Source organism: Parapedobacter indicus, assembly GCF_900113765.1.
Taxonomy (GTDB): domain Bacteria; phylum Bacteroidota; class Bacteroidia; order Sphingobacteriales; family Sphingobacteriaceae; genus Parapedobacter; species Parapedobacter indicus.
Genome location: NZ_FOQO01000004.1, coordinates 417,715 through 431,108 on the forward strand (window position 1 = coordinate 417,715; position 13,394 = coordinate 431,108).

10 protein-coding genes and 1 tRNA gene are annotated in these 13,394 nt (G+C 45.3%); 6 read left to right on the forward strand and 5 right to left on the reverse strand.

Annotated features, from left to right (window positions below; translation table 11 throughout):
- The first annotated feature begins 31 nt into the window (after positions 1 to 31).
- The 4 genes from BMZ56_RS11010 to BMZ56_RS11025 all read left to right on the forward strand — a co-directional run bounded on the left by BMZ56_RS11010 (position 32) and on the right by BMZ56_RS11025 (position 3,785).
- Positions 32 to 107: transfer RNA gene (locus tag BMZ56_RS11010), tRNA-Lys, on the forward strand.
- A 185-nt stretch (positions 108 to 292) separates the two neighbouring features.
- The gene (locus BMZ56_RS11015) at positions 293 to 1,594 is read left to right on the forward strand and encodes a phage integrase SAM-like domain-containing protein (RefSeq protein WP_090626624.1); all 1,302 of its coding nucleotides are present in this window, start codon (positions 293 to 295) and stop codon (positions 1,592 to 1,594) included.
- A gap of 565 nt (positions 1,595 to 2,159) precedes the next feature.
- Positions 2,160 to 2,354, forward strand: a complete 195-nt coding sequence (locus BMZ56_RS11020) for a hypothetical protein (RefSeq protein WP_090626625.1) — start codon at positions 2,160 to 2,162, stop codon at positions 2,352 to 2,354.
- A 24-nt stretch (positions 2,355 to 2,378) separates the two neighbouring features.
- The gene (locus tag BMZ56_RS11025; RefSeq protein ID WP_090626626.1) at positions 2,379 to 3,785 is read left to right on the forward strand and encodes a tetratricopeptide repeat protein; all 1,407 of its coding nucleotides are present in this window, start codon (positions 2,379 to 2,381) and stop codon (positions 3,783 to 3,785) included.
- On the opposite strand, the gene BMZ56_RS11030 is transcribed toward BMZ56_RS11025, so the two are convergent.
- From BMZ56_RS11030 to BMZ56_RS11050, 5 genes are all read right to left on the reverse strand, one after another.
- A complete protein-coding gene (locus tag BMZ56_RS11030) occupies positions 3,786 to 4,988 on the reverse strand; it encodes a hypothetical protein (protein ID WP_090626627.1) in 1,203 nt (400 codons plus the stop codon).
- Between the two features lie 149 nt (positions 4,989 to 5,137).
- Positions 5,138 to 5,665: a hypothetical protein gene (locus BMZ56_RS11035; protein WP_090626628.1), complete on the reverse strand. Its 528-nt coding sequence runs from the start codon at positions 5,663 to 5,665 to the stop codon at positions 5,138 to 5,140.
- A 140-nt stretch (positions 5,666 to 5,805) separates the two neighbouring features.
- A complete protein-coding gene (locus BMZ56_RS11040; RefSeq protein ID WP_090626629.1) occupies positions 5,806 to 8,952 on the reverse strand; it encodes an error-prone DNA polymerase in 3,147 nt (1,048 codons plus the stop codon).
- Between the two features lie 17 nt (positions 8,953 to 8,969).
- Positions 8,970 to 10,469: a Y-family DNA polymerase gene (locus BMZ56_RS11045; RefSeq protein WP_090626630.1), complete on the reverse strand. Its 1,500-nt coding sequence runs from the start codon at positions 10,467 to 10,469 to the stop codon at positions 8,970 to 8,972.
- 6 nt (positions 10,470 to 10,475) lie between these two features.
- Positions 10,476 to 11,222 (reverse strand): ImuA family protein, encoded by a 747-nt coding sequence (locus BMZ56_RS11050; RefSeq protein WP_245893177.1) that lies wholly within the window; start codon positions 11,220 to 11,222, stop codon positions 10,476 to 10,478.
- A gap of 289 nt (positions 11,223 to 11,511) precedes the next feature.
- Here BMZ56_RS11050 and BMZ56_RS11055 point away from each other — a divergent pair, with 289 nt between their 5' ends.
- Both BMZ56_RS11055 and BMZ56_RS11060 read left to right on the forward strand, forming a co-directional pair.
- Complete coding sequence (locus BMZ56_RS11055; protein WP_177195123.1) at positions 11,512 to 12,276, forward strand: DUF6602 domain-containing protein; 765 nt, start codon at positions 11,512 to 11,514, stop codon at positions 12,274 to 12,276.
- 282 nt (positions 12,277 to 12,558) lie between these two features.
- The gene (locus BMZ56_RS11060; RefSeq protein ID WP_090626631.1) at positions 12,559 to 13,317 is read left to right on the forward strand and encodes a DUF4238 domain-containing protein; all 759 of its coding nucleotides are present in this window, start codon (positions 12,559 to 12,561) and stop codon (positions 13,315 to 13,317) included.
- The last annotated feature ends 77 nt before the right edge of the window (positions 13,318 to 13,394 follow it).

Below are 13,394 nucleotides of genomic sequence, written 5' to 3' on the forward strand. Positions count from 1 at the left end.
GGTTTCAAACAAACCGTCCGCCAATGCAGTAGACTCCGTAGCTCAGTTGGTAGAGCAACTGACTCTTAATCAGTGGGTCGAGAGTTCGAGCCTCTCCGGGGTCACCACATTAAAAAGTCGTTTTTTCGTATAGAAAAACGGCTTTTTTGCGTTTCTAAGGGCAGATTAGAGACATCTGCTCAAGCCGTTTCGGATACCCCAAAACGGTGGGATTTACATAGTTTTTTGTTGAACTTCACGCAAAACCGTAACAAATAGGTAACGGAAATTTTTGCGTGCTAACTGAAAAATTATGGCAACCGTAAGCGCAAAAGTTTATGAGCACCACAAAAAAGCCGATGACACCTACAACGTAAAAATCTGTGTCCATCACAAAAGCGAGAGAAAATTTATTGACACCAACCACTATGTCGTCAAGAAACAACTAACCAAGGATTACAAGATCAAGGATTCCTTTATTGCGGACAAGGTCGAGCAACAATTAAGGGAGTACCGCAAAGTCATCAGCGACCTGGATGACCGCCTTATTTACTTCACTGCTGAATCACTTAGAGATTTTTTGAGAGACAAAGATGAGGATATCGACTTTGTTAAATTTTGCGATAATCACATTTCGCGACTTAGGCAAGAAGGGAGAACAAGAAGCGCAGACAACCACAGAGTTGTACGCAATAGCTTGATTGACTTTTTTAATAGGGAATCTTTCTCTATAAATGAAATTCACGTCAACATGCTCATGGTGTATGAACGATATCTAAGATCTGAACGAACGATGACACGCATTAATCAATTCGGAAGACCTGTAACAAAAACAGTAAAAGGTGTTAGTGATGCTGCAATCCATAACTATATGCGGGATCTACGCACCTTGTTCAATGCGGCGAGGGACCACTATAATAATGAAGATATGGGCTTGTTCCGAATCAAACACTATCCGTTCAAGAAATACAAGGTCGGGTCCGCACCTTCTACCAGGAATCGGAACAATACACTTGAAGAGGTATTGGTAATAAGTAACTGCGTTACTACTCCCGGAAGTCGCGCGGAACTTGCCAAGGAATTATACATGCTTTCTTTTTTTCTATGTGGTATGAATGCGGTAGACCTCTATCAGCTAAACCCACAAGACATACGAAACGGCAGAGTTGACTACAATCGCTCTAAAACCAAAGGAAAAAGAAAGGACAACGCTTTTATCAGCATCAAGGTAGTTGATGAAGCAAAACCGCTATTAGAAAAATACATCAGTAATCTGAAACGTCGTTATTCCAGCATCGGTTGTTTCAACAAAGCATTGAGCAAGGGCATGGATCAGTTATGCCGGTTGACGAATTTGTCGGGCGTAACGTTTTATTGGGCAAGGCATACCTTCGCAACTGTTGCGCGCAACGATTGCCGTGTAAGCAAAGACGACGTGGCTCTTGCACTAAACCACGTCGATGAAGGCAACCGCACGACAGATATTTATATCGCTAAGGACTGGAAGATTGTGGATGATGTCCAGCGGAAAGTCATCGCGCAACTTAGAAAAACCGAAATCAAGGTATTAAAGAAAGCGCAAATTAAAAAGGGCACCGAGAAGATTGCTGCCTAAAAATACTGGCATGTTGCATGGGGTTGTATCCCATGCAACGTTTCGATTTATAAATAAGAAATGTAAATTTGACTGACTATGAAAACTGTTATCTGGTTTTTTATCACTTGTATCATCGCAACATTTGGATTTTTTGCGGCTCTGAGCATGGAAAATCCCTGGCCGGGGTTTGCTGTTGCTTTTGGGGTGTGGTTGATTTTTATGTGGAAGACAACGAAGCCCAAGAGGCGTTATTAAGAAATTAAATATGAGCATGTGTTCCGACCATGCATACAAAGCCATACCGAGATTGTCGAGGCAATTCCTACTCGATCCAGCCTTGCTTTTACACTGCGTTGCCCTGTAATGTACAACGCTGAATATTAGCCAAGTTATTTGCCGCCAGCTTTCTGCTCGAGAATTGATTAAAGAAAACGACCGATTCACTCACAAGAACATAAAGAAAGGACACCATTCAATGGAAGAGTATTGAGTAAAAATTCAAGCAAGTTTCGTGATAAATGTCATTGCACCCACGCCAATAGAAGCATAATTTTATCGAATTAAATAATCACAATCTTATATCATGGAGCCAAACATTGGAATAAGCGTGGAGCATCTTTTCGTTCATATGTTGGATGAATGGGCAATGAATTGGAGGGGCAAAAAGAAAGGCAAAGGTATTGAATGTTTTACCATGCTGCTGTGTATGCTATTAGTGGTTGCAGTAAAAGGGAGCGGACCATTTTCGATTGACTTTTTGATATTTTCTGGAGCTTGATTTAATAAAATTTACAATTTACCAATGATAAAAGCAGACCCTAACGATAAAACATTAATAACTGAACTATTAGCCGAATCATTTGAGAAAAATTTAAGCGTTAACTACATTATCCGACAAGACGAAAAAAAAGCGCATCGCCTTCGCGTCTTAATGGAATATTCTATCAAGATGTGTTCCCACGCAAGTGCTGACCCTGATATTTTGCGAACTCTATCGATAGCTTACTATAATTGGGCGAACAACACAGTTCAAAAAGCCAATATAGAATCCCAAAAGAAAAGGGATTCGATGATTCGCAACGCAATTCAGCGCTATGAATTAGCAATACAAACTGATCCATCATTCGATAGGCCATATCTAAACAAGGGGACTGCAATGCTTAGGCAAGCCCAAGATAAAAACATGCTAACAGACAGTATTCGGAAGGAAATTTTGGGCTTATTTGAAAAGGCTATTTCATTAAACGCAACTTCTTATGAAACATGGTCAAATTCCGCTAGGCTAATATTGGAATTAGGCAATGAGTTATTAGACTCCGAACAACGGGGTAAACATTTTGAAGAAAGCATAAGACGTTACAACAGAGCGTTGGATTTATATCCGCACGACGTGAATGTGTATCGCAACCTTGCTTGGTTATACAAACGTCTTGCGGAACATTCCAAAGAAAAAAGCAGCTATTTCGAACAGTCAATTTCCTATTACGAGAAAGCTATTACGTTAGACCCCAGTGTAGAATCAAATCTTGCGTTGGCAACGGCATTAGGAGAATATGCAGAACTCAGGGTTGAAAAAGGCGGAGATTTATTAAGAAGAGCGATAAGCCTTCTTATTGAAACCGAAGCTTCCTTCGGGACATCCAGCGATATAAATTATCGTTTGGGAAATAAATACCTCATACTCGCAAAACTTGAAAAGGACAACTTGATGTTTATAACAGCGAGAACGCACTTACAGATGGCTTTAGAGTTGGACTCATCAAATGTTCGGGCAATGAATAATCTCGGTCATTGCGAACTTACCATAGCAGTGAATGAAGAAAATCCAGAAATAGCGCATTCCGTGATACAGACGGCAAAAAGCAGGCTTGAAAAGGTATTGCAGCTTGATCCCAATCATAAGGCTGCTTGGTCAAATCTTGGATATGTAGATATGGAATTGGCCAAAAGGTCATCAGATGGCGACCGCATAGCATTACTCGAAAGCGCAATTACCAACCTCAAAAAAGCTAACGAATTTGACCCGGATTCGGTCATTTATGATCTTGCACGCGCATATGCACTGTTGGGCAACCAAAAAGTTTCAATCAAATATTTACATGATTGGTTGACAAAGGGTAACAATTGGTCGGCAGCAAGCTTTACTGAAGACTTCGAAAATGTAAAAGATGTTCCAGATTTTAAATTTCTGACTGAACAACTCCTTTAGCTAAGCATATAAATCGGGATTTTCCTTTAAGGATTTAGTCATTTCTTTGATTTGCAAAAAATGATCATTAATTAACCATGATGGAGAAATATATTCAAAGAAAATACGTGAAAAAGAATGCCAACTAATAGCAAATTTGACATCAACATCCTTGTGGGTAAAGTTAACATACATTTCCTCTTGCCCTAAAAATTCATAATTGTAGCCGTATTTCTTTGCCACTGGCTGTAAACACGCCCGGTCAAAAAAGTGAAATATTTGAAGCTTTCCGCTTAAAAAGTCCAAATAATCTTCTGTTGCCTTAATCGAAAGGCAGTATGGATAATAGCCAAATTGTGTAACTGCATAATTATTTTGACAAAATAGAATCGGCTCAACAAGGTGGAGACTATTTAGCAAACTCTCAAAATCATCAATTTCGTCTTCGAAAGTAGCGAGTATCGTTAAGCCTGTTTCTATTTTTTGAAGTGCAAATCCCTTTTTCCTAGCCTCTTTAAACAAGTCGTTAACCTTTTCTATATGATCTTGAACATTGGAGACTAAGGACTGTCGAATCATTGGCATTCCTCGTTCGTAGACGTCTGCTGGCTCATCGGCTAATAGGTATTTCATCAAAGTTCTTCCTTTATCGGCCTGAACTTTATTTTTAGATGATCCAGACTTGACTTCGATGGGAAACCAATCGTCTAGACCGGTTATTATCATTAGGTCAAAGTATTTAAGTACGTTAGTTAAATCGTTCATAATAGCGATGCCACCGGCCTTAAAAGCATGTCTGAAACATTTCCTTTCCAAGCGATTGCCTTTTTTGTTACTTATAAATCCGGTGCTTTGCTTAAAGTTTTGCGCTTTGAGATCGAAGCGGTTAATGTATAAGAAAGCAATGCCATCACCTATTGATTTAAACAGTATTCTAATATTTTGGTACTCATCTATTCTTTTGAGCAAAATTTTTGAACGTGCCTTGAGTTGTTTAGATTTTTCTTTGGAATTCTGCAAACCCTTGTCTGTCAATATCTTTTTAATATCAGACGCTTCTTTTTTTGCTTTTCGTATCCTATATTCAATATTGGTTAGGTTGACTATCAATTTTTCTTGAATAAGGAGGCAAGTCGTACTGCAGCCCATTGGATCTTTTTCCAACTCTTTTAACTGATTTACTATTTTACGTATCGCAGGTAAATAATATCGCAGTATTTCCATGGTAAATCTATTTGTTTCCTCCTTTATATGCCTTGAATTTAGAGGGTAATAAAAGTTTATTCTCCCTCGCTCCAAATCTCTTTGCTTGAGTGAATAGTGTTATATTTATTGCTTTTGTCAACAACAGTTGATTCTCTAAGCTGAATAAGCTACCCCTCAAAAAACCAACTTCTGAAATTTTGATCGTCGTCAATCCAACAGGACAAAACTAATAAAGCACAGTGGATGAGTTTCCAATCCCGCGAGCTGTCACCATACGATTTAAGAAACTTAGCACCGTGAAAAAGATTGTTCCTTATTCTCGTGATATAGGTACAGAGCTTTTGAGTATTGGAAGGATTTTCATCGGGCACTAACGCAAATATCAACATATTACCATCACCTACAAATTGCTTTTTCGGAGGGTTAATAAGAATATACTCTATTGCCATCTTTAATTCGTTGCCCGTTTCCAAACTATCTATGTAATCATCGAAGGTCTCTTTTTTCTTTAATCCATATTTCAACCAATCTGGACGCGCTTCATTTTTCACGTTATCCTGTAAATATCCGGCTATCTTTAGTGTGAATTCAAATCGTGAAAAGACGACAAAAAACTCCATCAATAAATCGAAGTTCACATCGTTCCTAATGTCGTCCCGAAAATCTTTTAAATATTGTTTTGTTGATCGCTCCATAACAGTGTAGTCTTTGTATCAATTAAACATGACTCAAGGTACCGTTTTTTCCCTGTAACCAGAAAATGATAAACAACCCATTTTCCTTGTCAAAAGCAATATGTATATAGCGTGCGAAACCGTAACAAATACGAAATTTATCATTGAAAATTCCGCCCCTTATGAAATACCACCGCCGCGTCATCCGCTTCGGGAGCGGCCAGACCCCGCAACCAACCATTCAAGTTGGTACACTGCTGTACGATAACGTGGATGACCTCTCTTTCGATCTGCAATTTGCCGGTAACCAATAATAGCCGGGATTGCAGAATTTCGCGACGGTACTTCTCGAACATCATGCCCCAGACTACCAGGTTGGCAAAACCGGTTTCGTCCTCGATAGTGACGAACAGTACGCCCTTGGCTGTGCCGGGCCGTTGCCGAACGGTGACCATGCCGCACACTTTGACGAACATGCCATCTTTCATAGTTGCCAGCGACCCCGTGGGCGTGACGTGCAGTAAATCCAGCTTTTCGCGCAAAAAGCTAACGGGATGTGCCTTGATGGACAGCGCTGTGCTGGCATAGTCCTGTACAACATGTTCACCAGGAGTCATCAGCGGTAATTCTATTTGGCCCTCTTTAGTGCATTCGGACGGCTGGCCCTCGAAAAGGGCAACGGGTCTATCGGCCAGAGCCGATACTTCCCAGAGTGCTTGTCGGCGGTCCAACCCCATGGAACGGAAAGCGTCGGCGTCGGCCAGCCGCTCCATAGCCGCCAACGGCACACCGGCATCGACCAGTGCAGTAACCGTAGTGTATCCCGCTCCAGGGCGCCCGCTGACCAACACATCCATGTCGTCCTCACGCAACCCTTTGATCTGCCGGAATCCGAGCCGGAGCGCATGGTGTTTCATCCCAAATATGCCTTCCAGCGTATGGTCCCACTGCGAACAGTTCACGTCCACGGACCGCACCTCTACGCCGTGCTTACGGGCATCAATGACAATCTGGGCGGGCTGATAAAAGCCCATAGGCTGGCTGTTGAGCAAGGCCACGGCGAATATATCGGGGTAATAACATTTCAGCCACGAGGAGATATAGACCAACAAGGCGAAGGAAGCAGCATGGCTTTCAGGGAAGCCGTAACTCCCAAATCCTTCGAGTTGCTTGAACACCCGATTGGCAAATTCTTCCGTATATCCTTTCTTCACCATCCCGTCTACCATCTTTTTGTGGAAGGCGGACACTTGCCCCTTGGCCTTGAATGTGGCCATGCTCCGGCGGAGCGCGTCGGCCTCCGCGTCTGTGAATTCCGCGGCCACGATGGCGATTTCCATCGCCTGCTCCTGAAACAAAGGCACGCCTAAGGTCTTCTTCAAAATGTCCCGGATTTCCTCGGAGGGGTAGTCCTCGGGTTCCTCGCCGTTGCGCCGCCGCAGATAAGGATGTACCATGTCGCCCTGGATAGGCCCCGGTCGGACAATAGCCACCTCGATGACCAAATCGTAGAATTCGCGAGGACGTAGGCGTGGCAGCATGGACATCTGGGCGCGGCTTTCGATCTGGAATACGCCGAGCGTATCGGCCTGACAGATCATGTCATAGACCTTCGGGTCATCCTCGGGAATGTTTGCCAATGTCCAAAACTGGCCGTAATGCTGTTTGGCCAGGTCGAACCCCTTGCGGATGCACGTCAACATGCCCAGGCCCAATACGTCCACTTTCAAAAAGCCGAGCGCTTCAAGGTCGTCCTTATTCCATTCCAGATTGGTGCGATCTTCCATCCGGGCATTGATGATCGGGCAAAGCTCGTGCAGGTTGCCCTGTGTGATGACAAAGCCGCCGGTGTGCTGCCCGAGCTGTCGGGGGAAGCCCATGTACTGGTGAGTCAGCTCCAGCACCTTCCGTAAGTGGGGGTCGTCGGCGTTGAACCCCTGCTGAATCAGCAATTGTTCGTCAATGTAATCATCCCAATGGCTGCTGACGGTACCCGCCAGTCGGCCTACGGCATCGAGCGACAGCCCCATGGCCTTGCCCACGTCGCGCACGGCGCCTTTGGAACGCACCTGCGTAACCGTGGCCACAATGGCGGCACGGTGACGGCCATATTTTTCGTAGATATATTGGATGACTTCCTCCCGGCGCTCGTGCTCGAAGTCCACGTCGATATCGGGCGGTTCGTCCCTTGCATCGGACATGAATCGTGCAAATAGCAGCCTGAACTTGGCTGGATTGACCGAAGTAATTCCCAAACAATAGCAGACCGTTGAGTTGGCCGCCGATCCACGCCCCTGGCACAGGATGTCGCGTTCCCGAGCGAACCGCACATAGTCATGGACCGTCAGGAAATATGATGCATAGTTTTTCTTTTCGATGAATGCCAATTCCATGTTGATGGTTTTCCGGACTTTCTCGGGGATGTTCTCTCCAAATCGATCCTTTGCACCTTCCCAAGTAAGACGGGTCAGTTCTTCCTGTGGGGTGCGGTCATCGGGGACAAGTTCCGTTGGGTATACGTATTCCAACTCGTCGAGAGAAAAAATACAGGCTTCAGCAATGGCCGTAGCATTGCGGATGGCCTCGGGATACTGCCGGAACAGCCGGTCCATTTCGTCAGGTTGCTTGAGATAACGTTCGGCATTCGGATGCAGGCGGTAGCCAGCGGTCTGGATGGTGCATTTTTCACGGATGCAGGTCAGCACATCCTGTAATTCGCGGCGATGGGGTATGTGGTAATGCACGTCGTTGAGTGCCACCATAGGGATATCCAGCTGTTGGCATAACTGGTGAATACGGAACAGCTTCTTGGCATCATCGCCCGAATATGTCCGTACGGCACCCAGACACAGGTGGCTGCCCAGGGCCTCGCGGTATTCGGTGATGTGGCGGACATAGTCCCTATCCAGCTCAAAGGTATCTGTCAACTTATCTGGTGGTACGGCGACGAATGTCATGCCTTCGGCATGTTCATACACATCGGCCCTGTTCAGGCGGCACTCGCCCTTTTCGGCGCGGATATTACCCACGGTGAGCAACGTGGACAGCCGGCCGTAGGCATCGCGATTAGTGGGATACGCGAGCAGGCTGGGGCCATCGAGCAGATCGAGTCGGCAGGCCGGTATGAACCGGATGTTGTGCTTCTTTGCCGCCATATGAGCCCGCACGATACCGGCAAAGCTGTTTCGATCCGTGATGGCGATGGCTTCATAGCCCAACGCTGCGGCCTGCTCCATCATTTCCTCTGGATGAGACGCCCCACGTAGGAAGCTAAAATTTGTCGTGACCTGTAATTCCACGTATGCCATATCCTGTTGAACCTACGTTAAGCGAAAAATCCGTGCAGGAACCAGCGCTGCGGCCGGTCGTCGCCATAATGGCCGGACCGGTACAGCCAATACCGGCGACCTTTGTCGTCCTCCACGTAGTAATAATCCCGGTGTTCGCCTATGTCCATCCACCATTCACGTTCGATGCGCTCCGGTCCGTCGGCTTTTTTTATCGTATGGGTTTCCCCCTTATGCCGGAATAACATGGGCGGATAGTCCGGTATGGGTGCTGTAACTTCAATCGGTTCGGGTGAAGCCAGCAGCCGCGTGGGCCGCGGCCGGTCGCTCTTCCAAAGCGTGGAAGGTTTTTCGGTAATCGAAGAGGCTTCCTTGAACGATCGTTCCGGCCAGTGATGCTCGTCGGGCAGGTAGCGATAGATAGCCCTGATACCCGTGCGGCCCTTCAGCCGGTCGATCAGTTCAGAAAGCGCCGTATCTTCCAAACCGGGCACGCCACCCCATAGGGCTTCCTGTACGGGATCGGAATCCTCTACTTTACTTGCTTCCAGCACGAACAGCTCAATGCCCAACGCTGGTTCGATGTGGGGCACTTTCAGGGCGAACAGCTTCGCGAGGTGGGGTACGCTGGCCGTAGCCCGACTGGTCGTAATACCCACCTGCACAGTTTTACCATCCACGCGGTGGCATTTCAGCGTAGCAATCCGCAGTCCTTTGCCCTCACCGGAGAGCCGCTTGCAAAGCGCTTCCAGCAACTTGTCGATGGCGATCTCGATGCTCGTAGCCGTGCGGACGGGTTCGAGGCACGGCAGCCGTTCGACATAGGGAGGTACTGGCCGTAGCGGCAGGATGGGTTCATCATCCCGACCCAGGGCTTGGCGTAAACGCAACGGTAAGTCTTCGCCAAAGCGCCGGCGCAATACGGATGGCGGCATGTGTATGAAACTGCCCACGGTGCGCAGGCCGAGTTTGTACAACCGATCTACTATCACCGGCTCCAGCCGCAGTGCTGCGGCTGGCAGGGATAGTAACGCGTCGGTTTCCCGACCGCTATCCTCAATAGGATGGTTACCGAAACGGGCAACCGCCCAGGCCGCACCAATTGTCCCGGCGATGGCCATGCGCGCATGGAATCCCCGCTTCCGTAATTTGTTCACAATTTCTTTTAGGTAAAGCTCTTCACTTCTCCACAGATGAGGACAACCACTAATGTCGAGGATGAGCCCGTCAGGTGGGTCCACGGCAACGACAGGTGTATAACGGATACACCACAGGCCCAACACCTTCAACAGTCTTTCGGCGAGCTCAACACTTGCATCGGCGACCTTCAAATCCGGCAAACAGGCCTTGGCATCGGCCACGACCATTCCGCGGGAGACGCCCTGCACTTCGGCCGCCGCATTTGCTTCCATAATGACCATTCGGCCATGCACGGGTGTTGACAGCACAAACGGCGTATTACGCAATTCGGGTTGCCGGATCGTGTGCCGATCTGTGGTAAGGTAGGGAAACCAGATCGATGCGAAACGCTTTTCCATATCGGGTTAACTTATTCTCTTTAATTGAGTAGACCACTCCCTTGACTGTTTGGCCGGTAAAACCGGGACGAAACGTCCCTGCGACCATTCCAGTTGCCAACAACCCGGATTGCCGTTGCGTACTTTCAGCAATTCCGTCTCCCATCTTGGAAAGCCGACACCGGGCAGGCCATCATCCAACAAGCTCGGCAGTGGACGGATGCGCCAGCGTGCGACGCAGGCCGTCGATCCAATCACGCGGGGGTTGCAGCGTAGAATCAATCCCGTCACCTGGCTTTTCTCTACGGCCAGTTGTAACCTACGGGATTGAACGAAATCCATTTCCTGCAATTCGGCTACGACGGTTGTCAGGCCGGTGCATTTAAGTGCCTCTTCGGTAGCCCATAGAACGTCCCGCTCCTTTGCGATGTCTACAAAGACGACGCGGTCAGGCACAACGCCGAACGCTCGGATCGAAGGTGGGAACAGTAGCTGGGACGTACTGATCCAGAGGCAAACGCCATCTCCCACGGTGAGCCGAGACACTAAACCACCAATAAACCCGCTGGTAGCCGCGCTATCCTCTCGGGACATGCTGATAAATTCGTGGACTCCAAAAGTGGGGAACACGGCATTCGGGAATGCTTCCTCGACCGGCCCGAGGCCAACTCGTTCCGTCGTATTGACTTCAGGCAGTGTTACACCCTGCCACCGTAGCAGATCCTGCTTTAACCGGTTCACCGTTTCACGTTTGTTTTCCTTTTCCATCTCCATTGCTGCCGAATTGGGACATCAAAACTAATACTAATATTTTTAGCATACAAGGTTCGTGGAAATTTTTACGAACGGTTCTGGATTGCGACGGCTGAAGTGCTATCTGCAAAATTTTGCTTTTGAAAAAAGAATAGATTTTTTGGTAGATATGCTTCAAAAAAGAAGTGGTCGATAGCCGATTGTAAAGTTGCAAGATGTTAGACTAACGAACATTCACTCATACTCACCAAAACACCTGAAGCTTGGATTATCTGCCAACTATTTTTCTTACCTTGGGGAAAAAAATACAGTGGAAAACAATTTTGAAATCCTGAGTCAGGGACTGATGCTCCAACTGAACCAGGTCAAGGAATTTATCAAAAATCATAATCCAACAATCGGCGTGCTAACAGAAGAAATACTGAGGCAATTCCTCAGACAGCATCTGCCCAAATACGTCAGTGTACAACAAGGCTTTATCAGAAACCAAAACGGGGAGACTTCCAACCAATGCGACATCATCATCTATGATTCAACTAAATATGCCCCTTTTTACAGAATAAACGATATTGTCGTTGTGCCAATTGAATCTGTTATTGTAGTTATAGAGGTAAAAACCACTATAACCAAGCAGATTTTCCATTCTATTTTGGACAGTTTCAAAAGACAAAAGCAAAAATTTTACAAGCCGCACCTCCTTTTTATTTATAACTCCGAATCAATAAGCAAGATAGAGAGCTATTTTACCTCATACAGAAAGATACATGGCGAGTATACTTATGACCACGACACTTACCAATGGCTCCCAGACGAAATAACGGGCATCAACCAATCCTATCATCTCCAACAGGATTATGTCGACAACGGATCTGATACCTATGGATACAGCTCGTATTTCTATGAAAACATGGAAGGAACGGTGATCAACGCATTACAGCATTTTTATCTCTCGCTCTACGGAAAAATCGAGAATTATATCGAAGAAAACAGCAATACGAAATACGCCACCAAAAGAGATTCCCATTTTAATAGTAAATTCAACAGCTATTTTGCATTTCCATTATTCAACATTTGATAAAGATGAAAATATTAGGTTCTAAATTTTACTGTATATTTTTGACTAAATAAGAAAAATTAGTGGGGATAACCATTCATGCCATGCAGACTCACCAAGATAATTAAACTTAAGGTAATTATAAACCACTGCAAATTAAGCAATGATTAAAAATTATTTTGATGTCAAAACAATTGTGAATAGAGAAGCTGTAATTGTCGAGAGTAGTAGGGAAATTGCTGAAAAATATGCGATTAAGTTTATTCAGCTCGCAAAGGAGCTAAATTTCTAATTCAAACTTAAATGCATCCCAAAAATCAAAATCAGCATAGAGTTTCCCAGACATACCTTAAACAGTTTGGATATAACCACAATGACGACTGGAAAGTATCCGTTTACCGAGTGGGTCATCCATCTACTGAAAATTTATCTATCAGTGAATTTACGGCAGACTTTAACATTTTTGATGCCCCTTTTGGCGATATGGAATTCAGACGAAATTTCGAGATTCAATGCGGCAAGATCGAGAATTTCTATCCCGTTATTATTTCAAATCTGCAAAACCAGAAGCAGCTTACCTCAAAGAACATCGAGGTATTATGCCACTTCATTGCAAGCCTATTGGCACGTTCGATCCCATTCACCGACTTTATCCAGATGATACTTAGAAACGAACAGGCATGCAATAGGTTTATCGAAGAAATCAGCATGTTCAGTGAAAACAAAGAAGTTTTGCAGACAACGTTAAATCTTTTACCTGTGGATTTGCAACTTAATACCATACTTGGAAGCATTACTGCACATTTAGTAGAAGTATTGAGAAATTTTAGTTTTTTGGTCCTTGAAAAACCGACCGATATTGCTTGGATGACAACCGATAATCCTGTAGTGCTTGATAAAAAAGAAAATTTCGAATGGCTAATTTCCCCAGATACAGAAATCTATCTTCCTCTATCGGGAGACTTTTGCCTTTTTGGTTTCCATCACGGAGCCAATGACAAAACCAATCCAATACGCAATTTAAGGGAAAACAAAATAAATAAAACCCGTTGTGCGGTTTGAGGAAGTTATAGTTTATGGCAGTTAAATTAACAAATAAGTTGTGCACTATACTGAAATTCAGTATATTAGAAAAGTTT

What these genes read in the sequence shown, in the direction of transcription:
- BMZ56_RS11050 (WP_245893177.1), bottom strand. Translation starts at nt 11,222, where the DNA reads ATGGAGATGGAAAAGGAAAACAAACGTGAAACGGTGAACCGGTTAAAG.
- BMZ56_RS11035 (WP_090626628.1), bottom strand. Translation starts at nt 5,665, where the DNA reads ATGGAGCGATCAACAAAACAATATTTAAAAGATTTTCGGGACGACATT.
- BMZ56_RS11020 (WP_090626625.1), top strand. Translation starts at nt 2,160, where the DNA reads ATGGAGCCAAACATTGGAATAAGCGTGGAGCATCTTTTCGTTCATATG.
- BMZ56_RS11045 (WP_090626630.1), bottom strand. Translation starts at nt 10,469, where the DNA reads ATGGAAAAGCGTTTCGCATCGATCTGGTTTCCCTACCTTACCACAGAT.
- BMZ56_RS11040 (WP_090626629.1), bottom strand. Translation starts at nt 8,952, where the DNA reads ATGGCATACGTGGAATTACAGGTCACGACAAATTTTAGCTTCCTACGT.
- BMZ56_RS11025 (WP_090626626.1), top strand. Translation starts at nt 2,379, where the DNA reads ATGATAAAAGCAGACCCTAACGATAAAACATTAATAACTGAACTATTA.
- BMZ56_RS11030 (WP_090626627.1), bottom strand. Translation starts at nt 4,988, where the DNA reads ATGGAAATACTGCGATATTATTTACCTGCGATACGTAAAATAGTAAAT.
- BMZ56_RS11015 (WP_090626624.1), top strand. Translation starts at nt 293, where the DNA reads ATGGCAACCGTAAGCGCAAAAGTTTATGAGCACCACAAAAAAGCCGAT.
- BMZ56_RS11060 (WP_090626631.1), top strand. Translation starts at nt 12,559, where the DNA reads ATGCATCCCAAAAATCAAAATCAGCATAGAGTTTCCCAGACATACCTT.